This window comes from Candidatus Tisiphia endosymbiont of Micropterix aruncella (assembly GCF_965178575.1).
GTDB lineage: Bacteria > Pseudomonadota > Alphaproteobacteria > Rickettsiales > Rickettsiaceae > Tisiphia.
Genome location: NZ_OZ238268.1, coordinates 1,681,099 through 1,707,639 on the forward strand (window position 1 = coordinate 1,681,099; position 26,541 = coordinate 1,707,639).

23 protein-coding genes and 1 tRNA gene are annotated in these 26,541 nt (G+C 34.1%); 8 read left to right on the plus strand and 16 right to left on the minus strand.

What is annotated here, in order from left to right; genetic code table 11:
- The first annotated feature begins 4 nt into the window (after positions 1-4).
- On the plus strand, positions 5-901 hold the full coding sequence (locus ACN1AG_RS08130) for a hypothetical protein (RefSeq protein ID WP_417904996.1): 897 nt from the start codon (positions 5-7) through the stop codon (positions 899-901).
- Positions 902-1,934: 1,033 nt separating this feature from the next.
- On the opposite strand, the gene rpoC is transcribed toward ACN1AG_RS08130, so the two are convergent.
- The 14 genes from rpoC to ACN1AG_RS08200 form a co-directional block, all read right to left on the minus strand.
- Positions 1,935-6,077 (minus strand): DNA-directed RNA polymerase subunit beta', encoded by a 4,143-nt coding sequence (rpoC, locus tag ACN1AG_RS08135; protein WP_417904997.1) that lies wholly within the window; start codon positions 6,075-6,077, stop codon positions 1,935-1,937.
- Positions 6,078-6,158: 81 nt separating this feature from the next.
- Positions 6,159-10,265, minus strand: a complete 4,107-nt coding sequence (rpoB, locus tag ACN1AG_RS08140; protein WP_417904998.1) for a DNA-directed RNA polymerase subunit beta — start codon at positions 10,263-10,265, stop codon at positions 6,159-6,161.
- 1,963 nt (positions 10,266-12,228) lie between these two features.
- On the minus strand, positions 12,229-12,597 hold the full coding sequence (gene rplL, locus ACN1AG_RS08145) for a 50S ribosomal protein L7/L12 (RefSeq protein ID WP_417904999.1): 369 nt from the start codon (positions 12,595-12,597) through the stop codon (positions 12,229-12,231).
- 32 nt (positions 12,598-12,629) lie between these two features.
- The gene (gene rplJ, locus ACN1AG_RS08150) at positions 12,630-13,139 is read right to left on the minus strand and encodes a 50S ribosomal protein L10 (protein WP_341758588.1); all 510 of its coding nucleotides are present in this window, start codon (positions 13,137-13,139) and stop codon (positions 12,630-12,632) included.
- A gap of 21 nt (positions 13,140-13,160) precedes the next feature.
- On the minus strand, positions 13,161-13,868 hold the full coding sequence (gene rplA, locus ACN1AG_RS08155) for a 50S ribosomal protein L1 (RefSeq protein ID WP_341758589.1): 708 nt from the start codon (positions 13,866-13,868) through the stop codon (positions 13,161-13,163).
- Between the two features lie 3 nt (positions 13,869-13,871).
- A complete protein-coding gene (rplK, locus tag ACN1AG_RS08160) occupies positions 13,872-14,306 on the minus strand; it encodes a 50S ribosomal protein L11 (RefSeq protein ID WP_341758590.1) in 435 nt (144 codons plus the stop codon).
- Between the two features lie 302 nt (positions 14,307-14,608).
- Positions 14,609-15,142, minus strand: coding sequence for a transcription termination/antitermination protein NusG (nusG, locus tag ACN1AG_RS08165; RefSeq protein WP_341758747.1), 534 nt, complete (start codon positions 15,140-15,142; stop codon positions 14,609-14,611).
- Positions 15,143-15,161: 19 nt separating this feature from the next.
- Complete coding sequence (gene secE / locus ACN1AG_RS08170) at positions 15,162-15,362, minus strand: preprotein translocase subunit SecE (RefSeq protein ID WP_341748453.1); 201 nt, start codon at positions 15,360-15,362, stop codon at positions 15,162-15,164.
- 21 nt (positions 15,363-15,383) lie between these two features.
- Positions 15,384-15,459, minus strand: a tRNA-Trp gene (locus tag ACN1AG_RS08175).
- Between the two features lie 305 nt (positions 15,460-15,764).
- Positions 15,765-17,840, minus strand: a complete 2,076-nt coding sequence (gene fusA, locus ACN1AG_RS08180; RefSeq protein WP_417905000.1) for an elongation factor G — start codon at positions 17,838-17,840, stop codon at positions 15,765-15,767.
- Positions 17,841-17,849: 9 nt separating this feature from the next.
- On the minus strand, positions 17,850-18,338 hold the full coding sequence (gene rpsG / locus ACN1AG_RS08185) for a 30S ribosomal protein S7 (RefSeq protein WP_341747240.1): 489 nt from the start codon (positions 18,336-18,338) through the stop codon (positions 17,850-17,852).
- 19 nt (positions 18,339-18,357) lie between these two features.
- The gene (gene rpsL / locus ACN1AG_RS08190) at positions 18,358-18,741 is read right to left on the minus strand and encodes a 30S ribosomal protein S12 (RefSeq protein ID WP_341747241.1); all 384 of its coding nucleotides are present in this window, start codon (positions 18,739-18,741) and stop codon (positions 18,358-18,360) included.
- A gap of 167 nt (positions 18,742-18,908) precedes the next feature.
- Positions 18,909-19,598 (minus strand): RNA methyltransferase, encoded by a 690-nt coding sequence (locus ACN1AG_RS08195; RefSeq protein WP_417905001.1) that lies wholly within the window; start codon positions 19,596-19,598, stop codon positions 18,909-18,911.
- A gap of 130 nt (positions 19,599-19,728) precedes the next feature.
- Complete coding sequence (locus ACN1AG_RS08200) at positions 19,729-20,112, minus strand: helix-turn-helix domain-containing protein (RefSeq protein ID WP_417905002.1); 384 nt, start codon at positions 20,110-20,112, stop codon at positions 19,729-19,731.
- A gap of 452 nt (positions 20,113-20,564) precedes the next feature.
- On the opposite strand from ACN1AG_RS08200, the gene ACN1AG_RS08205 reads away from it, so the two are divergent.
- Positions 20,565-21,383 carry a YihY/virulence factor BrkB family protein gene (locus ACN1AG_RS08205; RefSeq protein ID WP_417905003.1) on the plus strand — a complete coding sequence of 273 codons (819 nt, stop codon included), beginning with the start codon at positions 20,565-20,567 and terminating at the stop codon, positions 21,381-21,383.
- Between the two features lie 275 nt (positions 21,384-21,658).
- Here the strand turns inward: ACN1AG_RS08205 and fabG are convergent, their stop codons facing one another.
- Together fabG and recA are read right to left on the minus strand one after the other, a co-directional pair.
- Positions 21,659-22,384: a 3-oxoacyl-ACP reductase FabG gene (gene fabG, locus ACN1AG_RS08210; protein WP_417905004.1), complete on the minus strand. Its 726-nt coding sequence runs from the start codon at positions 22,382-22,384 to the stop codon at positions 21,659-21,661.
- A gap of 2 nt (positions 22,385-22,386) precedes the next feature.
- Positions 22,387-23,427: a recombinase RecA gene (recA, locus tag ACN1AG_RS08215; protein WP_341754445.1), complete on the minus strand. Its 1,041-nt coding sequence runs from the start codon at positions 23,425-23,427 to the stop codon at positions 22,387-22,389.
- Positions 23,428-23,705: 278 nt separating this feature from the next.
- On the opposite strand from recA, the gene ACN1AG_RS08220 reads away from it, so the two are divergent.
- The 6 genes from ACN1AG_RS08220 (at position 23,706) to ACN1AG_RS08245 (ending at position 25,936) form a co-directional block, all read left to right on the plus strand.
- Complete coding sequence (locus tag ACN1AG_RS08220) at positions 23,706-24,203, plus strand: hypothetical protein (protein WP_417905005.1); 498 nt, start codon at positions 23,706-23,708, stop codon at positions 24,201-24,203.
- Complete coding sequence (locus tag ACN1AG_RS08225) at positions 24,184-24,381, plus strand: hypothetical protein (RefSeq protein ID WP_417905006.1); 198 nt, start codon at positions 24,184-24,186, stop codon at positions 24,379-24,381. Before ACN1AG_RS08220 ends, ACN1AG_RS08225 begins: the two co-directional genes overlap by 20 nt.
- Before the next feature lie 144 nt (positions 24,382-24,525).
- A complete protein-coding gene (locus ACN1AG_RS08230) occupies positions 24,526-24,732 on the plus strand; it encodes a hypothetical protein (protein ID WP_417905007.1) in 207 nt (68 codons plus the stop codon).
- Positions 24,716-24,901: a hypothetical protein gene (locus tag ACN1AG_RS08235; RefSeq protein WP_417905008.1), complete on the plus strand. Its 186-nt coding sequence runs from the start codon at positions 24,716-24,718 to the stop codon at positions 24,899-24,901. Before ACN1AG_RS08230 ends, ACN1AG_RS08235 begins: the two co-directional genes overlap by 17 nt.
- 465 nt (positions 24,902-25,366) lie before the next feature.
- Positions 25,367-25,501 (plus strand): hypothetical protein, encoded by a 135-nt coding sequence (locus ACN1AG_RS08240; RefSeq protein ID WP_417905009.1) that lies wholly within the window; start codon positions 25,367-25,369, stop codon positions 25,499-25,501.
- A gap of 15 nt (positions 25,502-25,516) precedes the next feature.
- Positions 25,517-25,936, plus strand: coding sequence for a carboxymuconolactone decarboxylase family protein (locus ACN1AG_RS08245; RefSeq protein WP_417905010.1), 420 nt, complete (start codon positions 25,517-25,519; stop codon positions 25,934-25,936).
- Positions 25,937-26,541: the final 605 nt, after the last annotated feature.

Here is a 26,541-nt window from a genome sequence, read left to right on the forward strand (position 1 = left end):
TCTTATGAAATTTAAACTTTTACCCGTATTATTGTTATTGTGTGTAGCTGTAGTTTATGGTTATTTTCAATATTCTTCAAAGCAGGAGTCTATAATACCAAATAGAAATTTGCTTAAAGAAGTTACAATACTTACTTCATCTTATGATGGCTATTCTGAGTTATGGGAGTCACATTATAAGCTATTATTCAAAAATTGGCCTGAGCTAAATAAGGCTAATAGTTTTATACCTATAATGCTTATTAGTAATGAATTGACTTATAATGATCCTAGAGTTGTTAGCCTTAAGATTGGGGAGGATACAACTTGGTCAAATAACTTACTTAAAGCACTTAGTTCAGTAAAAACTAAATACGTATTCTTATTGTTGGATGACTATATAATTAATTCTCCTGTTAATGAAAGTCGTTTTATAGAGTTACTTACCTTACTTGAAAAAACTAACGGGGCATATATAGAGGTAGCCAAGGATGAAGGTATGTTTGTATATGGTATGGAAAAACATAAAAAACTTGTACCTGGAATTGAAGGAGTAATTTATCGCAGTAAAAACTCTTCTTACAGAAATAGTTTACAAGCCTGTATTTGGAATACAGAAGAATTAAAAAAACTTATAGATACTAAAGAGTCAGCGTGGGACTTTGAAATAATAGGTAATAATAGAACAAAGAAGAATCCTAAGCCATTCTATATGATTATTGATAATCCTGTGGTAGAATACTTAAATGCTGTTGCTAAAAGAGTATATGAGCAAGATGTAGTAGATTATATAAATTCACAAGGTATACAATTTAAACCTACTAAGCTTCCTGTGAAAACAAAACAAGAAATCTTGGATTATCTAAAAACAGAGGAGGCAAATAAACTTACGACTCCATACGGTGGTAATAACAATGAATGATTATCTCTTCTAGTTCACCTAGAACAGGGCAGTTTAAAAGTCGCATCCTAAAATTGCAAAAGACTCAAATAATCCTTAACCTCAGTTCGATATAAGAATTAATAATTCTTATATCGAACTGGCTTGTTATAAGGAAAAATGCACTCTTGAAACGGTTCTGTGAGTGCATTTTAACTTTTTTCATCATTCAATATGTGATTTTAATTATTAAAATCACATATTGAATGGAGTGTTATAGTTAAGCCCATAGGATTAGGTGACAAAGAACATAACAATTGTAAATTGTCATTCCCGCGTAGGCGGGAATCTAGATACCTGCTTTCGCAGGTATGACACAAAATTTGTATCACCTAATTCAATAGGTTTGACTATATATTTTAACAATCAGGTGGGCAGCCGCTTCAAACCTGATTGTTTCTATATAACACGAAAGTTCGATGTAACTTGTTACATCGAATTCAGGTTTCGTAGCTCATGACGTTCGCAGTTGTGCTTACATGATTTTCAACCTTAAAGTGCGACTTTTAAACTGCCCCACTTGAAAAACGACAACACAATTGTTGATTTTCATCTATGTCATCCCAGCGAAAGCTGGGATCTCAAACTATATAACATACCTTCTATGCTATTTTTTTAGACTCCTGCTTTCACAGGGGTGACATCTTCTCAGCTTCTTTTCATGACTTTTAAAATACCCTGAATTATATATACAGGGTAATTAAAAGTCGGTTTGTAAGCCTAATAGATAAGGGAAAAAGTGCTTAATATGCACTCGATGTCATATATGGACGCAGTCCATGCAATCATTCCCGCTTCATATATGGACGCAGTCCATGCAATCATTCCCGCTTCAGTGCGGAATCTAAAAAAATAAGCCTGAAAGACTATTAAGTAATATAGATCCCGCACCGAAGCAGGGATGACATCGGTAGTGGTTAAACTTATATCTATAACAACTAATGACTGTGACTTTTAAATTACCCTGATTATATAACTCAATAAAAACTTGATTATCGAGTATTAAAAGAATCTATCATAAAGTTTTCTGATAATTGACCTCTTCCTGGTCCAGTTTAGCTGCAAGTTTACGCATCCTATTCATGTAAAAGCCTGTTCCTGCTGGTACTAATCTACCAACTATGACATTTTCTTTCAACCCACGCAATTTATCGACTTTTCCAGCTATAGCAGACTCAGTTAGAACTCTTGTTGTTTCTTGGAAAGAAGCAGCAGAAATAAATGATCTAGTTTGCAACGATGCCTTAGTAATACCTTGCAGGATTGGTTGAGCTTCAGCCGGTCTTAAACCATTATCTATAGCTTTTTTATTAATTTCAGCAAATTCACGATGATCTATCTTCTCATCAACCATCAATGTCGTATCCCCAGAATGGGTTACCTCTACTTTTTGTAACATTTGACGAATTATTACCTCAATATGCTTATCGTCAATTTTTACGCCCTGTAAACGGTAAACTGCTTGGATTTCTCCCACCATGTAGCTTGTAAGAGCTTCCACTCCCATTACCTTTAAAATATCCTGTAGAACTGGATTACCATCAATTAACATATCGCCTTTTTTAACAAAATCACCTTCATTAACAACAACATGTTTGCCTTTTGGTACCATATACTCAATTGGTGTAGTGTTATCACTTGGCTGAATAATAATACGCCTTTTTGACTTATAGTCTTTGCCAAATTCAACTCTACCATCTACTTCTGCAATAACAGCATGATCTTTTGGACGTCTAGCCTCAACAAGTTCAGCTACTCGTGGAAGACCACCGGTAATATCTTTGGTTTTGGTTGACTCCCTTGGAATACGTGATAAAATATCACCTACTGACACCTTAGCACCATCTTCAACATTTAAAATAGCATTCACTGGTATGTAATATCTAGCCTCCAAACCATTGGATAGCATAATAGTTTCTCCATTCTCATCAACTAATTGAATACGAGGACGTAACTCTGCTCCGCGTGAATATTGTTTTGATTCAATTATAACTTTGCTAGAAATACCAGTTGCTTCATCAGTGATATCACGAATTGACACTCCTTCTACCATATCCTTGAATATAACTTTTCCAGATTTCTCGGTAATAATCGGAATAGTGTACGGATCCCTCTCTACTAATTTTTGTCCTTTTTTCACCTTATCTGAATCATCGGCTATTAATCTTGCACCATACGGTACTTTATGTCTTGCCTTCTCGTTATTATTAGCATCCAATAATAATAACTCACATGAACGACCCATTACGATCTTACGTCCCTCAGAATCAATAACCACATTACGACCTAAAAGCTTCACTTTTGCATCATGAGAGGCTTCTATTGAAGATATTTCAACACCTTTCGTTGCAGCTCCCCCAATATGGAAAGTTCTCATGGTCAGCTGGGTACCTGGCTCACCAATTGACTGGGCAGCAATCACTCCAACTGCTTCTCCAACTGATACTAAAGAACCAGTGGCTAGATCTCTACCATAACATCTTACACATATTCCATCAGCAACCTCACATGTTAGAACAGATCTTACCATTACCACATCCAAACCAGAAGATTCGATTTCTTCTAATTTTGCTTCGTTAATTAATTCAGCAGCTGATAGTAATAGTTCATTAGTAACTGGGTGATACACGTTAATCGCAACTGTTCTGCCTAAAATTTGCTCTGCGAGCGATACAATAACTTCACCACCATCGATAATACTTCTAACTTCTATGCCTTTTGTAGTTTTACAATCTTCATCAGTAATTATACAATCTTGAGAAACATCAACTAATCTACGGGTTAAATACCCAGAATTAGCTGTTTTCAACGCTGTATCTGCAAGACCTTTACGTGCACCATGTGTAGAATTAAAATATTCAAGAACAGTAAGACCTTCTCGGAAATTAGAAATAATCGGGGTTTCAATAATCTCACTTGATGGTTTAGCCATCAAACCACGCATACCAGCTAATTGCTTAATCTGTGCTGCTGATCCCCTTGCTCCCGAAGTAGCCATCATATATATCGAATTTACTTTCTGATGATTAGGCTTATTATTAACAGGTGTCATAGCAATTTCTTTCATCATATCATTTGCTACTTTATCCGTACATTTAGACCAAGCATCAATCACTTTATTGTATCTTTCACCGTAAGTAATTAGACCATCAGAATATTGTTGTTCAAATTCTTTTACCTCAGTCAATGTTGAATTAATATGACTATCTTTTGATTTTGGTACAACCATGTCGTCCATACCAAAAGAAATGCCTGAGGAACAAGCATATTTAAATCCAAGTTTCATTAGTTGATCAGCAAAGATCACTGTAGCCTTTTGTCCACAATGGCGATACACCAAATCAATAACCGCAGATATATCTTTTTTAGTCATGGGTTTATTTACGAACTTAAATCCAACATTATGATTACGTGGTAATAATTCTCCTATAATTAACCTACCAAGGGTAGTATCCACCATAGTTGATACAACATCCCCTTCAACATTAAGCACATCGCGACGAAATCTTATCTTTGAGTGAATAGTTATTACCTTATTATACAAAGCATGTTCAATCTCCGACATGCTAGCAAAACTCATTCCTTCACCAGGTTCATTGTCAAAAACCATTGTTAAATAATAAAGACCTAGTACTATGTCCTTATCAGGGACGATAATCGGACGACCATTTGCCGGACTCAATATGTTGTTTGTTGACATCATAAGCACTCTTGCCTCAAGCTGAGCCTCAATTGAAAGAGGGATATGCACTGCCATCTGATCACCATCAAAATCAGCATTAAACGCAGCACAGACTAAAGGATGTAGCTGGATAGCTTTCCCTTCTATCAGTAAAGGTTCAAAAGCTTGGATACCTAAACGGTGCAAAGTTGGTGCTCTATTCAGCAATACTGGGTGTTCACGTATGACTTCTTCTAAAATATCCCATACTTCTGATTTCTCAGCTTCAACCATTTTCTTAGCAGCTTTTATAGTGGTAGCAATTCCATATAATTCAAGCTTTGAATAAATAAATGGCTTGAATAATTCCAACGCCATCGTCTTTGGTAAACCACATTGGTGTAACTTAAGTTCTGGTCCCACAACGATAACAGAACGACCAGAATAATCCACTCGTTTACCAAGCAAATTCTGACGAAAACGACCTTGTTTACCTTTTAGCATATCACTAAGTGACTTAAATGGACGTTTATTAGTATTTTTCACTACTTTACCACGACGACCATTATCAAATAATGCATCGACCGATTCTTGTAACATCCTTTTTTCATTTCTGATGATAATATCCGGTGCTTTTAGTTCAAGTAGTCTTTTTAATCTATTATTTCTATTAATAACCCTTCTATAAAGTTCGTTAAGATCAGAAGTTGCAAACCTTCCACCATCAAGCATAACTAATGGTCTAATTTCAGGTGGAATAATTGGCAGAACAGTCATAATCATCCATTCTGGCTTATTCTCAGATTCAAGAAAATCTTCAACTAACTTAAGTCTTTTAACAATCTTCTTCTTTTTAACTTCTGAAGATGTATTTAATAAATCTTCTTGCAAACTCTTCTTTAATTCAGGTAAATCAAGTTCTGTAAGCATCTGCTGAATCACTTCAGCCCCAATAGAAGCAGTAAAACTATCTTCTCCGTACTCATCTTGTGCCTTTTGCAAACCATCTTCCGATAAAAGATCACCTTTTTGCAAAGCAGATAACCCAGGATCAACAACAACATAACTTTCAAAATATAGAACTTTTTCTAGATCCTTCATAGTCATATCTAGCAATGTACTAATCCTTGATGGTAAAGATTTCAAGAACCATATATGGGCAACTGGTGCTGCTAGCTCAATATGCCCCATTCTTTCTCTTCGGACTCTAGATGTAGTAACTTCAACACCACATTTCTCACAAGTGATGCCACGATATTTCATACGTTTATATTTACCACAAAGACACTCATAGTCCTTCACGGGTCCAAAAATTCTAGCACAAAATAGTCCTTCTTTCTCTGGCTTGAAAGTACGGTAATTTATTGTCTCAGGTTTCATTACCTCACCAAAAGACCATGAACGCACTTGATCAGGACTAGCAATATTAATTCTTATTTGATCAAATTGCTGAGTACTGCTTAATTGTCCGTAAAAATTTGTCATCCCTGTTGTCATAAAGATTCTTCCTTAAAAAATTTTATCAGATCTAGTTTAGTAAAAAGCCTCTTGGACCTTCTGTAATTGCAAAAAATAGCTTTAATCTGTGGTAGTATCCTCAAGCTTTACATTTAAGCACAAGGACCTGAATTCTTTGATCATCACGTTAAACGACTCAGGAATACCCGATTCAAAATTGTTATCACCTCGGACAATAGATTCATAAATTTTAATTCTACCAACCACATCGTCTGATTTTACAGTTAACATTTCTTGTAACGTATAAGCAGCACCATAAGCTTGCAGTGCCCAACACTCCATCTCACCAAATCTTTGACCTCCAAAATGCGACTTACCACCTAATGGTTGCTGAGTTACCAAACTATAAGGACCGATAGAACGAGCATGGATTTTATCATCGGCCAAATGATGTAATTTTAGGAAATATTTATAGCCAACTGTAACAGCACGATCAAAATACTCTCCTGTTCTACCATCAATCAACCTAATTTGACCTGATGGGTCTTGATCTGCAAGGACTAGCATTTCTTTTACATTCTCAACTTTTGCACCATCAAAAACTGGAGTTGAAAAATATACCCCCTTATCGATATTATTACAAAACGCAATAATCTCTTGATTGGACATTTTCTTTATATTTTTTGTCGTTGAGTTATGTCCATATACCTCGGAAACAAAAGATTTAAGCTCTTCTACATCTATTTTGTTGTTATGAACTTGATCCAACATAGAAGATATTTTTTTACCAAGATTTACTGCCGCCCAACCAAGATGAGTCTCTAAAATCTGCCCGACATTCATACGTGAAGGTAAGCCAAGTGGGTTAAGAACTATATCAACTACTGTACCATCTTCTAAAAATGGCATATCTTCTTCTGGCATAATACGAGAGATAACACCCTTATTCCCGTGTCTTCCGGCCATTTTATCTCCAGGTTGCAACTTATGTTTAGTAGCAATGAATACTTTTACAACTTTAAGAGCCCCTTGTGGTAAGTCATCACCACTTTGTAATTTCTCTACTTTGCTAGTAAAACGCTTATTAAGCTTGTCTTGCTTTTCATCATAATGACGTTTAATTTGCTCAATTTCATTCATTACATTAGCATCTTCAACAATCAGTTGCCAAAATTGTCCTTTTGATAATGACTTAAGGGTTTGATCACTAATTAATTGACCGGATTTTACGGATTTAGGACCGCTAACAATTATTTGTCCTGTTAAAATCTTCTCTAAACGCATAAAAACAAAATGCTCTATGATTCGAAGTTCATCATCCCTATCTTTTGATAATTTTTCAATTTGTTGCTTTTCAATAGCTATAGCACGCTCATCTTTTTCTATTCCTCTACGAGAAAACACTCGTACTTCTACCACTGTACCAGTGATCCCAGTAGGAACACGTAAAGATGAATCCCGAACATCTGAAGCTTTTTCTCCAAAAATAGCTCTGAGTAATTTCTCTTCTGGAGTCATAGGTGACTCACTTTTAGGGGTAACCTTACCCACCAAGATATCGCCTGGTTTTATTTCTGCACCAACATATACTATACCGACTTCGTCAAGATGGCGTAAACTTTCATCACTAACATTTGGAATATCGCGAGTAATTTCTTCGGGACCAAGTCTTGTATCTCTAGCAATTATTTCAAATTCTTCAATATGAATTGAGGTATAAATATCATCTTTTACAATACGTTCTGATATTAAAATCGAATCTTCAAAATTATAACCATTCCATGGTAAAAAAGCTACCAGCACATTTCTACCAAGAGCTATTTCACCATTATCTGTACTTGGTCCATCAGCAATTACTTCACCTTTTTTTACATAATCACCAACGTTAATCAACGGCTTTTGATTAATACAAGTATTATGGTTAGATCTTTGAAATTTTAATAAATTATAAATGTCCACACTAGGTGATCCATCTGTTTTCTGCTCCTTAGTCCTTACCACTATTCTAGTTGAATCAACTTGCTCTACTATCCCATCATGCAAGGCTACAACTGAAACCCCAGAATCTTGTGCAACAATTCCTTCAATACCAGTCCCAACTAGAGGGGCATCACTTCTAATAAGTGGTACAGCCTGACGTTGCATGTTTGACCCCATCAAGGCTCTATTAGCATCGTCATTTTCTAAAAATGGAATAAGTGATGCAGCAACGGAAACAACCTGCATCGGGGTAACGTCAATGTAATCTACTTCTAGAGGGGTAACCATAACAAAATTACCACCTTCAATTCGACAGTTAATTAATTCTTCTTGTAACAAACCTTTTTGATCGACAACTGCATTAGCTTGAGCAATTTTATATTTTCCTTCTTCAATAGCTGACAAGTAAACAACTTCGTCAGTTACATGACCATCCACGACTTTTCGATAAGGTGTTTCAATGAAGCCATGCTTATTAACTCTAGCATAAGTAGCCATGGAATTAATCAAACCTATGTTCTGTCCTTCTGGTGTTTCAATTGGACAAATCCTCCCGTAATGAGTAGGGTGAACGTCCCTCACTTCAAACCCTGCTCTCTCCCTGCTAAGTCCACCAGGTCCTAAAGCTGATAATCTTCTTTTATGAGTTATTTCTGATAATGGATTAGTTTGATCCATAAATTGAGAAAGTTGTGAAGTACTAAAAAATTCTTTTACTACAGAAACTAAAACTTTTGAATTTACTAAATCATGAGGCATAACGGCATCAAGATCAACCACCGACATTCTTTCAAGTACTGATTTCTCCATACGAACAAGACCAATTCGGAACTGATTCTCAATTAGTTCACCAACTGACCTAACTCTTCTATTACCAAGGTGATCAATATCATCTATCGAACCTTTACCATCTTTTAGCTCTACTAAAACTTTAAGAATATTTTTAATATCTTCAATAGTTAAAATAGCTGTAGATTCTGGAACATTAAGTTCTAATCTTGCATTCATTTTAATACGACCAACTTCTGAAAGATCATATCTTTCATGCTCAAAGAACAAGTTGTTAAATAATGTTTTAGCAGCTTCAATATTAGCTGGTTCTCCTGGTCTTAATACCCTAAATATGTCTATCAATGCTGATTCATAATTTTGATTTTTATCAGCAAATAAGGTGTTCCTTATGTAAGGACCTGATTGTGGATTTATAGCAAGTACATCGACAGACGGAATTTCAAGAGTCATAATAGAATCCAGCATATCCACTGTGATCATTTCACCAATTTCGGCTAATACCTCAGCATTATTCGGATTAACGAGATCTTGTGATAAATATTTGCCTACTAAATATTCACGTTCTACCAAGATATTTTTCACTCCATCTTTAGCAAATTTTTTAGCCAAACGAGGAGTAATCTTCTGACCAGATGCAAGTATCACATTGCCAGTATCCGCATCCACTAAGTCATTAACTAGCCTATGAGCAGTTATAGACTCAGGTATAAACTTTGTTGCCCAGCTTGCATTTTTGGTAAAACATGTTACCGTATCATAATAGAATTTTATAATTTCATTGGTAGACATTCCAATGGCTCTAAGAAGAGTAGTAGCATAAAGCTTTCTTTTCCTATCTATTCTAAAGTAAACAATATCTTTAGCATCAAATTCAAAATCTAGCCATGATCCTCTATAAGGTATAACTCTAGCAGAATATAGAAACTTCCCTGAAGAATGAATTTTTCCATCATCATGATAGAAAAATACGCCAGGTGACCTATGCATCTGTGATACCACCACCCTTTCTGTACCATTAATAATAAAAGTACCATTCTTTGTCATTAGGGGAATATCCCCCATATAAACTTCTTGTTCTTTAATACCTTTGATTTCTTTTGCTCCAGTGTCTTCATCAATATCCCAAATACTTAATCGCAATGTGACTTTAAGAGGAGCAGCATAACTAAGACCTCTTTGAGTACATTCTTCGACATCATATTTAGGGTTATCAAATTCATATTTAGCAAATTCTAAATATGCAATATTAGAGGGGTCGTGAATCGGAAAAATTGAACTTAATACTGATTGTAATCCTCTGTTTTCTCGCTCGGAATCTTTAACTCCGAATTGTAAAAAACCTTTTTCATAAGAATTCTTCTGAACCTCTATCAAATTTGGTATAGACGCTACCAAATTTATGTGACCAAAATTTTTTCTTACGCGTTTGCCAATTGATAAGGACTGCGTTGTCATATAATCTCCCGATTAATGCTTTTAATAATTTTTTATTTTGAAACCAAGTAAAAAGCTACTTCAAACTTGGAGTTTCACATATTACAATAGTCTCAATGTCATTCCCTTCAATGTCACCCCTACGAAAGTAGCGAGGTCTAGAAAAAGCCTAGAAGGCTACTTTTTTAGATCCCACACCGAAGCTGGGATGATATAGAGTTTACTTATCCGCCCCAATTCGGGATAATAGTAAGATGCCGTAGCTCGGATGACATCAACCCTAACAAAGATAACATTAAATCTGCTATTAACTTGTTACATCGAATTCAGGTTATTTAATTCAAAATTAAACTTTAATTACCAATTTCTTTACCTTAACATAAACTAATTGTTATACTCAAATAATCTGAAGAATGGGGACAACAAACAAAGGGCGAGCAAACGCAGTGTAGTAAACCGTTGTTCGTACGCGAAATCCCCGCAAGTATTTGCGGAAGCAATTCTTCAAAGCATTCGAGTATACCTTAGATTTCTTTTTTAGCATTCTATATAAACTCCAAATAAAGATAAAACTCTAAAAAAACTCGATTTAAAAATATACTTGAATGATTTAAAGAATTAGAGCATAAAATAAGAGGAGAGCGTAGCGTATGTAGATTAGGAAAAAAAACATGCGAATACTCTGTAATTTTACGAAGCCAATTCTTTAAATTATTCAAATATAATAGAGGTGTACTCAAATGATTTGAAGAATGGGGACAACACACAAGGGGTAAGCGGACTATACGTACATCTAGTACGTGAATACACAAATACCCGAAGTTTTGCCACACCAATTCTTTAAAGTAGAAAAATATACTAAAATGCACAAATCTGTTTCTTATCTTCATCTGATTCAGAATTTTGGATAAACAAGTACAAAGACCTCTTAAAGCAAAAGAACTTTGTCTTAAAAGTTTTATAAATTTTTGTACAAAATGTAATAGTTTACACAGGTATGATAACATATTTAGCAACATAACTCGTAAGCCAAATAGAATATCACACAACAAGTTCATTTCCATTATCAACAATACAAACCTAGATTTAGTCCCAAAATGTTTCTACCAATCTATGTAGATTCTAAATCTTGCGGTATACTCGAATGTGACTCCGAATTGGATTTGAAAATGAGGGGCGAGCGGACTAAACGTACATAAGGTACGTGAGTACGCGAGTCCCTGATATTTTCAAATCTAATTCGGAGTCACATTCGAGTATACATATATTTATTATTGTTTTGCTTTATAAAGAAAGGCTATCACAAAACTACTACATGGGTATCAACTTAAGCAGCCTAAATACCATCCCCATGATGGTTAATGTCATTCCCGCGTAGGCGGGAACCCATAAAATCTAATAGCCTTTGCAGGTTATTTTTTGGCGTTTTTGATCCACGCGGGCAATGCCTACGCGGGAATGACATCTTTTTGTTGAAACACTGCTCAACAATAACAACCCTGTGCTTAAGTTAATACCCATGAAAACTGCTGGGGATTCGTGTACTTACAAATGTACGCTTAATCCTTTACCCTTTGTCCCTATTCTTTAATCACTATACTCTATATTAACTTAGAAAGTTATCCTAACAACCTTCACACCTAATTAACCTCAGTCCGATATAAGAATTAATAATTCTTATATCGAACTGGCTTTGTTATAAGGAAAAATGCACTCTTGAAGCGGCTGATGCGAGTGCATTTTAACTTTTTTCATCATTCAATATGTGATTTTAATAATTAAAATCACATATTGAATGGAGTGTTATATTTTAATAATCAGGTGGGCAGCCGCTTCAAACCTGATTGTTTCTATATATAACACGAAAGTTCGATGTAACTTGTTACATCGAATTCAGGTTAATTAATATGGACTTACACAAACGAGTTACTTAATACACCCCCAAAGTAAACTCTAGGCTTTTTCCACCCGATAATATACTCAATTATTTTAATTCAATTTTTGCTCCAGCTGCTTCTAATTTTTCTTTAAAACTTTCAGCATCTTCTTTATTTACACCGGATTTAATAGTTTTTGGGGCAGCATCTACTAATTCTTTAGCCTCTTTTAAGCCAAGACCAGTAAGTTCTCTAGTTACCTTAATTACTTCTATTTTTTTATCACCACTACTGACTAAAACAACTTCAAACGCTGTCTTTTCAGCTACTGCTTCTGATGCTACAGGACTCGCCACCTGTGCTACAGGAGCTGCGGCTGTTACACCCCATTTGTCTTCTAGCATTTTTGCAAGCTCTGCTGCTTGAATTACTGTAAGTGTTGACAATTGATCTACGATTTTTGCTATGTCTGTCATAATTTTCTTCCTTTTAAAACTTTTTTATTAAATTATTCTTTATTTAGATAAGCTTGAAAAATTCTAGCAAACTTGGCTGCAGGAGCTTGCACCACACCAGCAATTTTAGTTGCAGGAGCTTGTACCAGCCCAATAATTTTGCCTCTAAGCTCATTTAATGAAGGCAATTTTGCAAGTTGTTGTACAGAATTCGCATCTAATACTTGATTATTTACTAAACCACCAACTATTTTCAAACATTCATTAGTTTTAGCAAATTCTACGACAACTTTCGCAGCTTCAACAGGGTCTTCAGAATATGCAAAGGCTGTCGGACCAACAAGCAAATGTACAATATCACCAATACCAGCCTTATTTGCTGCTATTTTCGACAAAGTATTCTTAACTACTTTGAACCCCGCATTTTTTGCTTTAAGAGACCTACGCAGTAGAGTTACTTGACTAACAGTAAGCCCATGATAATGAGTAATTATCACGGAATTTGACCGTTTATACACCTCTTCAAGTTCTACGACAAATTCATGTTTCTCTGATCTTAACACCTTAACTCTCCTTGTCGTATTTTACGATATACTTGCTAAATCTATTTTTACTGATGGACTCATAGTAGAAGATAGATATATTGCTTTTAAATAATTTCCTTTAGCACCAGAAGGCTTTGCTTTAACTACAGCAGATATCAAAGTTGATGCATTATCTAGCAAATCTTGTTTGGAAAATGATAATTTACCAATTCCAGCATGAATAATACCTGCCTTTTCAACCCTATACTCTACTTGACCACTTTTGGCATTTTTAATTGCCGTTACGATATCGGTAGTTACAGTTCCAAGTTTTGGATTTGGCATTAAGCCCTTTGGACCTAAAATTCTTGCCACTGCACCTATTGCTGGCATCATATTTGGTGTTGCAATACAAACGTCAAAATTAATTTTTCCTGCTTTAATATCATCGATAATTTCTGTAGAACCAGCAATATCTGCTCCAGCTTCTTTAGCTTCTTCTATCTTTTCATCCTTACAAATCACTGCAACTCTACTAACTTTACCCGTACCAGCTGGTAATGCGACAACACCACGCACCATTTGATCCGAGTGCTTAGGATCTACCCCTAATTTCATCACTACTTCCAAAGTAGAGTCAAATTTAGTATAAGACACAGACTTGAGTAGCTCTATTCCTTCTGCTAAAGTGCGGTTGCCAACTAGAGCCACTTTTTTTCTTGCTTCTCTAATTTTTTTGCCACCAACTAATTTTTTATCAACTAACATATATTAATCTCCTACCACTTCAAGACCCATGGATTCAGCAGTACCACGAATAATTTTAGCAGCAGCTATTAAATTATCAGTATTAAGATCTACCATTTTAATTTTTGCAATTTCAATGCAATCTGACATGGTAACCTTACCAACAAATGCTTCTTTTTTAGTAGCACTAGAACCTTTAGGAATTTTAGCAAATTGTTTTAAGTAATACGATGCTGGAGAAGTCTTAGTTACAAAAGTAAAACTATTATCTTCATAAGCAGTAATCACAACTGGGATAGGAGTCCCTGGTTCAATAGCACTAGTCGCTGCGTTAAACGCCTTACAAAACTCCATAATATTAAGTTTCTTCTGACCAAGTGCAGGACCAATAGGTGGGGATGGATTAGCCTTACCTGCTGGCACAGTTAACTTAATATAAGCGGTTATTTTTTTTGCCATTATAATCTTATCCTTACTTATTTAATTAATAGCCTTATTCACGTGAGCCTTGTCAATACACTCTCAATGTCATATATGGAGTCCATTGATTGGTATGGACGCAGTCCATGCAATCACTCCTGCATCGATGTCATCCCTGCGAAGGCAGGGAGCTAAAAAAGTAACCAAGAAGAATATGTAAACTTTTTTAGATCCCGCACCGAAGCGGGAATGACATCGAGTACATATTAAGCACTTTTTCTTTTATCTATTAGGCTTACAACCCGACTTTTAAATTACCCTGACCCTGCCCTAAACAAGCCCTAATTATTTTTCTTAACCTGCGTAAAATTTAGTTCTATAGGAGTTGCTTTACCAAAAATAGATATAGACACACGCAATCTATTTTTGTCATAATCAATTTCTTCTATAACCCCTGTAAAAGTCTCAAACGGACCATCAGTAACAATTACTGCCTCGCCAATTTCATATAATTTCGAAATCCTAGCATCTTTGGTTTCAGCTTCCAGTTTACTAAAAATATTTTGTATTTCTTTTTCGCTAAGGGCTTGTGGAGTACTTTTACTACCTAAAAAACCTGTAACCTTAGTTACACTTTTTACCAAATGCCAAGAATCATCTGTCATATTCATTTTAATCAGAATATAACCAGGCATAAATTTCTTCTCTGTCTTAACGTTTTTACCACGTTTAACCTCAGGTACTTCAATAACCGGAACAACGATATCCTCAAAAAACTCCGACATACCCTGCTTAGCAATTTGATCGAGAATCATTTGCTTTACACGCTTTTCTGAGCCTGATAATGTATGAATAACGTACCACTGCACCACAATTTTTCCCTAAACCTATTCTTTACTTCCCAATATTAAGTAAAACCTGCATTATGCTATGTATACCGTAGTCTAACACCAAACAAATTATACTAAAAATAAATACAGCCACCACTACTATAAGAGTTGAAGTTATCAACTCTTTCTTACCAAGCCAAACAATTTTATAAACTTCTTGCTTTACTTGCTCGTAAAATTTGTAGACTCTATTTTCCTTTAACATATTATACGAACTCATTATAGTTGGCAGGAGCGACAGGAATCGAACCCGCAACCTTCGGTTTTGGAGACCGACGCTCTACCAATTGAGCTACACTCCTATCATATTTTTACTAAAAAATCAAGTGTTTTAATTTCAATAAAATTCTTACTTATTCAAATGATGCCATTAGCCAAGGCAATTTAAAAGTCACTTCTCATTTTTGATGTCATATATAATATCATATTATATATGATACACTAATTGATAACTGCTTTTCGGCTTATCTCATGACCATTAGTTATCTGTATAGTATCCTTCATCGTTGCCTAAAAGATCCATTTTTCCTCATCTCCTTATTATTCACAAAAAATAACATTATAGCATATTATATGTAATACACTAATAGCTATCTTAATAATTTTTTTATTTCTTAGCTTTAATAGTTTCAGCCACCTGCAACGGCACTTGCTCATAATGAGAAAAAACCATACTATATTGAGATCTACCTTGCGATAAAGATCTCAAAGTACTAACATACCCAAACATTTCAGCTAGAGGCACATTTGCAGTTATGACTTGTGCATTACCTCTTGGATCCATACTTTGCATTTGCCCTCTACGACTATTTAGATCACCAATAATATCCCCCATATACTCATTAGGAGTAATTACTTCAACTTTCATAATTGGCTCAAGTAATTTTGGATTACCTTTTGGCATACCTTCTCTAAAAGCAGCTTTTGCAGCAATCTCAAATGCAAGTACACTTGAATCTACATCGTGGAATGCTCCATCTATCAAAGTTGCTTTAAAATCAATCATTGGATAGCCGGCAACTACACCTGTATCTTTAATATTATTTAGACCCTTTTCAACACCAGGAATAAATTCTTTGGGTATAGATCCTCCAACAATTTTGCTTTCAAAAGCAAATCCTGTTCCAGCTTCTTGAGGTTCAAATATTATTTTAACCCGTGCAAATTGTCCAGCTCCACCAGATTGCTTTTTATGAGTATAATCAATTTCACAATGCTTGGTAATTGTCTCTCGATAAGCTACTTGTGGTGCTCCAATGTTAGCCTCAACTTTAAACTCACGTTTCATACGATCAACCATAATCTCTAGGTGCAGTTCACCCATACCTTTAATAACAGTTTGACCGCTTTCCTGATCAGTTGATACTCTAAAAGATGGATCCTCAGCAGCTAACCTAGACAATGCCATTCCCATTTTTTCTTGATCGGCAGTTGATTTTGGCTCTACAGCTAATTCAATAACCGGTTCAGGAAATTCCATTCTCTCCAAAATAACCTGCTTATCCAGATCACACAAAGTATCACCAGTAGTAGTATTTTTAAGACCAGCTAGAGCAACAATATCTCCTGCAAAAGCTTCTTTGATATCTTCTCTTTCATTAGCATGCATCAGAAGCATCCTACCTACTCGTTCTTTTTGGTCTTTTACCGTATTAATGACAGTAGCACCTGAACTAATCTTACCAGAGTAAATCCTGATAAATGTAAGAGATCCAACAAATGGATCGGTCATTACCTTAAAAGCTAAAGCAGAGAAAGGTTCAGATGCTGATATTTTAAAATCTTTTTCTTCTCCAGAATTAATATCTATTCCCTTAACTATTCCAATATCGATTGGTGAAGGTAAGTAGTCAACAACCGCATCTAGCAAAGGTTGTACACCTTTATTTTTAAAGGCACTACCACATAACACAGGAAAAAAGACTCGTGAGATCGTTCCTTTCCTTATTACTACTTGAATTTCTTCTTCAGTAAATTCTTCACCTGATAAATATTTCTCCATCAAATGATCATCAGTCTCAGCAACCATTTCAATTAGTAAAGCACGGTATTCTTCAGCCTTTTCTAACATATCAGCAGGGATTTCTTGGTACGAATATTCAGCTCCAAGAGATTCATCCTTCCAAATTATGACCTGCATCTTGACTAGATCAATAACTCCTTTAAAATTTTCTTCAATACCAACTGGCAACTGAATTACTAGAGGTTTTGCACCAAGACGATCTTTAATCATTTCTACACATTTGTAGAAATTAGCACCCATTCTGTCCATTTTATTGACAAAGCACATTCTAGGTACTCTATATTTATCAGCTTGTCTCCAAACTATTTCTGACTGAGGTTCAACACCGGCCACACCATCAAATACCGCCACCGCTCCATCTAACACACGTAAAGATCTTTCTACTTCTATAGTAAAATCTACGTGACCTGGAGTATCAATAATGTTAATCCTTATATTTTTCCAGTAACAGGTAGTAGCAGCAGAAGTAATAGTGATACCACGTTCTTGTTCTTGTGCCATCCAATCCATAGTGGCACCACCTTCATGAACTTCACCAATTTTATGTGATTTTCCTGTATAAAAGAGAATACGCTCGGTTGTGGTAGTTTTACCAGCGTCAATATGAGCACAAATACCTATATTACGAGTATTAGCAAGAGAAAATTCTGTAATCGCCATATGATTTAATTACCTTGGTTGCGATTTTTTGGGACTAAAATGAGCGAAAGCTTTATTAGCTTCAGCCATTTTATGAGTGTCCTCTCTTTTTTTAATAGCAACCCCTCTATTATTTGATGCTTCAAATAATTCCTCTGCCAACTTATCAATCATCATTTTTTCAGAACGTTTATTTGCTGCATTGATAATCCAACGTGACGCAAGTGCATACCCTCTTCTTTCATCAACAGGGGAAGGAACCTGATAGTTTGCACCTCCCACACGCACTGAGGTAACCTCAAGATATGGCTTTACATTATTCATAGCATTATTGAAAGTTTCATAAGGATCTACCCTATGTTTTTTTTCTATTTTACTAAAAGCAGAATATACTATCTTTTCGGCTAGAGCTTTTTTCCCTTCCTTCATGATATTATTAATAAACCTAGCAAGCAGAGGGCTATTATATTTCATATCAGGCAAGATAACCCTTTTCTCTGCGGCATGACGACGTGACATCTTATCTCTCTATTTCAAATTATTTTTTTACAGCTTGCTTCGCTGATGTACCATAACGTGAGCGTCCTTGCTTACGATTTTTTACACCCTGAGTATCATAAGCACCGCGTACTATATGGTACTTAACACCTGGAAGATCAGGAACTCTTCCGCCCCTTACCAACACCGTAGAGTGTTCTTGTAAATTATGCCCTTCACCAGGTATATAAGCATTCACGTACTGCCCATTACTTAAGCGAACACGTGCCATTTTACGAAGAGCAGAATTAGGTTTCTTAGGAGTAACAGTTTTCACTATTACACAAACACCTTTCAAAAATGGATTAGATTCCAAAGCTGGGGATTTTGTCCTACGAATCTTCGACTGTCTTCCAAAACGTACTAACTGATTGTTTGTTGGCATTCAATACTCCAAATTTTTCCTTTTGATATTTATCTATCAACCCTTAAAGCTATAGGGAAAACTATATACTGTACCACTTTCATTATTAAGCGGCAACAAGTGGAACTATAGCTATTTTTTTTATAAAAGCAACGAGTTTTTAACAACATTGACTAGATTAGCTATTTTTATGAACTTAGGGTTGTAATTATTCCCCTTAAAGCTTGTAATTCTGTACTAGATAATTTATCTATACGAGTAAAAATATTCATAATATTTTGAGTCATGTGTAATTTTTTCTCAGGCACTTTAAAGAAATTCTTTTTGTTTAATTCAGTAAACAAATGTTCAAAGAAATATCCTAATTCTCCTTTTGATACTACTTCCTGTTCATTACTAACATTCATTCTCAGCTGTTTATTACGAAATAGCTCATAACATATAATAATTACTGACTGTGCAATATTAAGAGAACTAAAACCCCCTGTATTAATGTTAATAATTTTATGGGCGTAAGTAATTTCTCTATTTTGTAGACCACAATTTTCACGACCAAACATGATGGCGACTTTAAGACCTGTAGGATAATCCTGACTTAAATTCTCTGATAGAACATAGTTTTTATTAATATTACGTGTTGCTGAACTTGTTGCATATAAATAATCAATATCCTCGATACTTGCTTCCAAACTATCATAAATCTTAGCATTATCTATGATATTTACCGCTGATACCGCCATACTACGTGCCTGTTCATTCGGCCAACCATCTCTAGGTGAAACGATTCTCAACTCTGAAACATCAAAATTTTTCATTGCTCTAGCAGTAGCACCAATATTCTCACCCATTTGAGGTGCTACTAAAATAATAATTGGCATAAATATCTTTGATTAATATGTAATTATTTTCTTCTAAATAGCTACTTAATTCCTACTAACTACTCGTATCTAATTACTATACTCTTTTATCTCTGTCAACTCTTAGTTTCATAACGGGTCAATGATTTTTTTATTTTACCTGATCTTCTTTAATCAAAGAACGTATCAATGCATTCACTGCTTGCTGATGTTCTGAGTTACGAATTTTCATAAAATTCCTTGACACTTCTATACACATACGCTGATGTTGAGTAAGAACAGGCTCGACATTGTCAGCATCTTCTAAACCTTGATAGAAATAATCGATATTTTTATCTAATGCTTTAGCAATAAGAACCAACCTACCTATTGATATTCTATTAATACCCTTCTCATATTTTTGTAACTGCTGATGTGTTACCTCTATTACCTCTGCAAGTTGTTGACGTGACAACCCCTTGGCAAGCCTTAGAGAATAGATTTTTCCACCTATAAATTGATCAACTTTTTGTATGTAGTCATTTCTTCGTGCCATAATTAACTCCTTTATGCATGAACTATTAAATTTTAAGAATATAATAGATTATTAACAAATAAAAAGATTACTGTCATATATTATATAACCTAGAAGGCCAACAATTCACATAGGAACACCCACATGCAAACTGTCTACTATCAGTAAATATTGATTATATTTTTTGTTTATGTACAAGTAGTGCTTAATATTTTTTAACTATTATATAATTATACTGATCTTATAGATACTTAGCAACCTTGTAAATTATAATTTCATTTTTATCGTATTTTTTAACCTTTTTTTTACTATTCTAGATAGAATAAGACTAAAAAAATTAAAATCATAGAATTAACTAGGATATTTAAAGAATTATTGCAGAATGTTAAAAAATATAATTAATATAAAAAGTGATAATGTTGAATTTTATATATATACTTGAATGATTATATAAAACAAAAGAAAGTTACTTGATGAAAAGAATTATAAAATGCCTATATCAGGCAGCCTTTAGAACAATTGAACATGATGGTGTTGAACATTCAGGGTATATGTCATTTATGGTACTCCTAACGATCTTTCCTTTTTTAGTTTTTTTGTTAGCACTAACAAGTTTTGTTGGAGCATCAGAACTTGGAAAGAATTTTATCACTATTCTTCTTGAAAGTATGCCAGAACTGGCTACTGACTCAATAAAAACTAGGATAAATGAACTTGGAAAAACTCCTCCTCAGAGCCTAATGACCTTAGCGATAATGGGAAGTATTTGGACTGCTTCATCTTTTGTTGAATGTTTAAGAACAATTTTAAATAGGGTATATGAGATAAAATCTCCTCCTCCCTACATAAGGCGAAGATTACTTAGCATAGCACAGTTTTTAGTAATCAGTATATTCATTACCTTTGCTATGCTTATTCTCATTATAGTACCAATAATATTAACAAAACTACCAATAATTTTACAAATGATAGAAGAACATAAGCACACTTTAACCCTTTTTCGATATGTTATAATTTTCTGCTCATTATTTATTACCTCCTCATCACTATATTATATAATCCCTAATGCAACATTAAATTTTACAGACGTAGTTCCTGGAGCTTTATTAACGGTAATTTTATGGGTAATAAGTGGATATTTATTATCTACCTACATAATATATTATAACCAATTAAGTATAATATATGGTTCACTTGGTAGTATAATAGTAACTTTAATATTTTTTTATATTATTAACATGATTTTTATATATGGTGCAGAATTTAATTACCTACTAAGAGAATATCCTTGAAAGCAGAAGAGTATATCTTCTGCCATAGCACCCTACATTTTTTATATAACCACTATTAAAATGGCTGCTGATCGTCTATTAGCGAGGAGTCGCTGAAAGCGGCGACGCAGCAATCCAGGTACGCGAAGCGTACTAGAAAAAACAGCTTCGCTGTTTACCTGGATCGCCACGGCATCTAAAGATGCCTCGCGATGACGATTATAGAAAAATGTAGGGTACTATGATCTTCTACTTTCAAGAAAAGCTATGTTTTTCATTTTCTTCACCTAATTCAATTATACCATTAACATTCCACCATTAACATGGATAGTTTGACCGGTGATGTAGGAAGCTTTGTCGCTTGCCAAGAAAGCTACTACGTTTGCAACATCTTCGGCTTCTCCAAAAGTTCTAAGAGGAATTTTTTGCATTATAGCTTCTTTTTGAGCTTCGTTTAATTTATCAGTCATGTTTGATTTAATAAAACCAGGAGCAACTGCATTAATTGTGATACCCCTACTTGCTACCTCAATTGCTAAAGACTTTGTCATACCGATCAAGCCAGCTTTGGAAGCACAATAATTTGCCTGTCCTGGATTGCCGGAAACTGCAACCACAGACGCTATGTTAATTATTCTACCATAACGAACTTTCATCATTTTCTTTATCGCTTCACGATTTAGAATAAAGCTAGCTTTTAAGTTTATATCTATAACTTGATCAAATATTTCATCGGACATTTTCATTGCCAGCATATCTTGAGTGATTCCGGCATTACAAACTAAAATGTCGATTTGTTCAAGAGTAGCCACCAAGTTAGTACATTCATCAATATTTGCTAGATTACATGGTACTATCGTATAATTATCTTTTAAGTTATTTGCAAGTGCTTGTAGTTTTTCTTGGTTACTACCACTAATTATCACATGACTACCAAGAGAGTGGAATAGCTTAGCAATGCTACCACCAATTGTCCCAGATGCTCCAGTAATTAGAGATTTTTTAGCAGTTAAATCTATCATTTTTATTCTTCCTCTTCTATAGTTATCGTTTCACTATCAAAAGTAACACTAGTATTATGAGAAGACTTTTGACGAATTAGTTGTTCTATTTCAAAGCAAATAGCAGGGTGTTCTCTTAGGTAATGTTTGACATTTTCTCTACCTTGACCTATACGAGTGTCATTATATGAAAACCAAGAACCCGATTTTTCTATTATTTCAAATTTAACACCAAGATCAATTATCTCGCTTTCTCTAGAAATACCACTACCATACATTATATCAAATTCTGCCGTTTTAAACGGCGGAGAGACTTTATTTTTAACAACTTTGATCTTAGTTTGACTTCCTACTAGCTCTTCTTTATCCTTGATTGTTGAAACTCTTCTAATATCTAGCCTTACTGAAGCATAAAATTTTAAAGCATTACCACCCGTGGTAGTTTCTGGACTACCAAACATGACACCTATTTTCATTCTAATTTGGTTAATAAAAATAATTATACAATTAGTTCTTGAAATTGATGCAGTGAGTTTTCTAAGTGCTTGGCTCATTAATCTAGCTTGTAGTCCCATATGAGAGTCACCCATTTCCCCTTCAATCTCTGCTTTAGGCACAAGAGCAGCAACACTATCTATAACGACCATATCAATAGCTCCAGAACGTACTAGAGTATCAGTTATTTCAAGTGCCTGCTCTCCAGTATCTGGTTGAGAAATAATAAGCTCGTCAATATTTATGCCAAGTTTTTTGGCATATGCTGGGTCTAAAGCATGTTCTGCATCAATAAAAGCACAAGTACCACCTTTCTTCTGTGCTTCAGCAATTACATGTAGAGTTAAAGTGGTCTTTCCTGAACTTTCCGGTCCAAAAATTTCAATAATTCTTCCTTTAGGTAACCCACCTATACCGAGTGCTAAGTCAAGCCCTAGCGATCCTGTTGGTATTGCCTCAACGTCTACAGCAGGGCGTTGACCAAGTTTCATGACAGAACCTTTACCGTAACTTTTTTCAATCTGGCTAAGTGCGGCAAGCAATGCTCTTTCTTTGTCTATAACGTTCATTTCTAGAATCAGCTTAATAAAATCAAATTAAATTTATAAAGTAACATACGAGGAAAATCCAGTAAAATAATTACAAATATTAATATCATAATGATTTAAAAATTGCAACTAAAAATTAAAACAAATCTATTCTTTAACCTAGGTTCGATGTAAGCCATCGGTTTAATAGCTAGAGTAGGAGGTTCTCTTTTCAGAGAACCTCCCCTCTATGATCTGTCAACAGAGTATAATTACTTTATTATCTAGGGATATAGAGATAGCTCTAAATTCAAACTTATTTGACAAAACCTTTTTCTTACTTAAAAAATAATATTATCAATAACAACGAAATATTACACCCAAATGTTTCGTTGAATCTTATTTTATCTGATAAATCTTCTATTTATATTAATAATTCTTACAACACGTTGATTTTTGATTTGCAAGCTTTCAACGAAATAATTACGAAAATATTTCCAAGTTACCTTCTTTATAAGATATATCTTAATGCTAATAATATTAATAATTATAACTATTTAGTATCCAACCATTATAAGATCAATAATCAAGTAAGTATTATAGTAAAATTAGGGATTAATCCTCTCTCTGATTATTATTTTAGCAATATTAAGAAACTATACAAATGTTTATTAGTAAATATAATAGCTGCTTTTGTTACGTGTAGTGTAATTTTATACATATATTTGCAAGTGAAGCATAATATTACAAGGATAGAACAATTAGATGATAATTTATTTGATACAAATAAGATGAACAATGCCTTACTTATTATATAAAGAAGCTAGTAAAAACTTAAACACTTTTTTTATAAAAAAAGCAACTGAGGAATATATAAAACAACAATTAAAATATGATCCTGAGCAAGAAATAGAATTAGATAAGATATATCCCCGTAATTATTTATTTCCAGTCTGCTTTAGCATGCCCAAACAGAGATTGATACAAAAGAACTAATTAATTATTTAAAAATATTTCGCTGAATATTTTTTATATACAGCAATAAAATATGAGTGTAATATAGATAAATTAATAGTAGATTGTGGACAACATGTTTTCTATCAGATAATTTTCAGTCTACTTTATAATTTAATAAATTTTATGAAGGATCAAAGTAAAATACCTAAGTCCTTATGTATAACGTTTACTACCCATAAATTAACTATTTTCTATGATGGATTTTTATTAACAGAACAAATAATGGTAAATTTATCAAATAGTATGATTGTAGAAACTATTAATCCGTTTTTACTGAATTATAGTAAAATATTTCAATCTTTAAAGGGACAATATGAAAAATGTCGATGAAGTAAGTCTGATGTACTTAGCAGCAGCAAAAGCTACTTGTCATTTAGCAGAAAAAGCTTGGTATATTAAATTTCATGATCAGCATATTAGCAAATTTGGTGCAGATCATCCTAGAAGTGTTGAGATACTAAAGATGGATTCGATATGTTATCCTGAATCTCAACGATGAGTATATTTTTGTTTCAGTATCCATTTAATAAATTTCTTATCAACGCAAGTTGCCAATTAATTGCTAAGCACAAAGCTGAATTTCATCAAGCCTTTGAAGGTAACTTATAGCATTAAAAGGCTCAAAATTAGCTATATTTTAAAATATATAGTGAAACCTATTGAATTAGGTGATACAAATTTTGTGTCATACCTGCTTTCGCAGGTATCTAGATTCCCGCCGTTGCTAAGAATGACAACTTATAATCGTTATGTTCTTTGTCACCTAATCCTATGGACTTAACTATAGCTAATTATAACGAACATTTTAACTACGACTCCTACTTGTAAACCGCTTTAAATAATGGTTTACCTGTATAATTAATTGGCAACTCGACATAAATACTCATACTACACTGCTCTAGTTGCTTACCAAAATATACGGAAAAGAGAAATTAACGGTTTGTGTAATGTGGCTCATAACTCGATGTTATGGTTTGAAAATGTTGATAAATTTAAAGATTTAAGCCCTAGTAAATTTGTTAGATCTTTACTTAATAGACGACATGGTTCAGAGATTCCCATCGCTCAATGCAGCGATAATAATTTACTAAATAACTAATTTAAAGGAAAAAAAATGAATTATGCCGAAATCTCTAAACACACAATTTTATGCATATATAAAGCTTATGAAAGTCTTAATGAGTCTCCAATTGACAAAGGACTCAGAGCCTTAATTGAACTAAGAGTATCGCAAATAAATGGCTGCTTTTATTGTTGCAATTTACATCTTATCGATGCTAGAAAGAATAATGTTTCCCAAGAGAAACTAGATTTATTACCAATTTGGTTTTCTAGTAAAGAGGCTTTTAGTGAAAAAGAAGTTATAGCTCTCAGCTGGTGTGAAGCCATAACGCGTGGCTCTTTCGAAAAGGTTGACGAAATGAAAGATGAACTATTACAGCGTTTTTCTGAGAGGGAAATTGTGGATATTACGAGCTGTATTTCAATTATGAACGCCTTAAATAGAATAGCTATAACCTTAAAAACGCTTTAACCATAATTGAAACGTAGACCCAATATACGTTAATTCGGGATAAGGATTAGTAAAAATAGCAGACATATATACACTACGAAGAGCAATTAATGTATGAATTCACAGAAATGCAATTTATACATATCCAAAATCTTGTATTAGTTATAGCTAAAGCATTTTTACTAATCCTTATCCCGAATTGACGTAATATACCAAAAAGAACCAATTAATACAAGGGTATGAAGCCCTTCTACTCAATTTATATATTTTAACCTCAGTTCGATATAAGAATTAATAATTTTTATATCGAACTGGCTTTGTTATAAGGAAAAATGCACTCTTGAAGTGGCTGATGCGAGTGCATTTTAACTTTTTTCATCATTCAATATGTGATTTTAATAATTAAAATCACATATTGAATGGAGTGTTATATTTTAACAATCAGGTGGGCAGCCGCTTCAAACCTGATTGTTTCTATATATAACACGAAAGTTCGATGTAACTTGTTACATCGAATTCAGGCTATTTTAGGAGAAAAAATGAAGAGTGCTAACACTTTTTATAACGAGACGTGTCTTAAGTGGGAAGGACTAATTAGTGAAGATACCATAGATGTGCTTATAAAT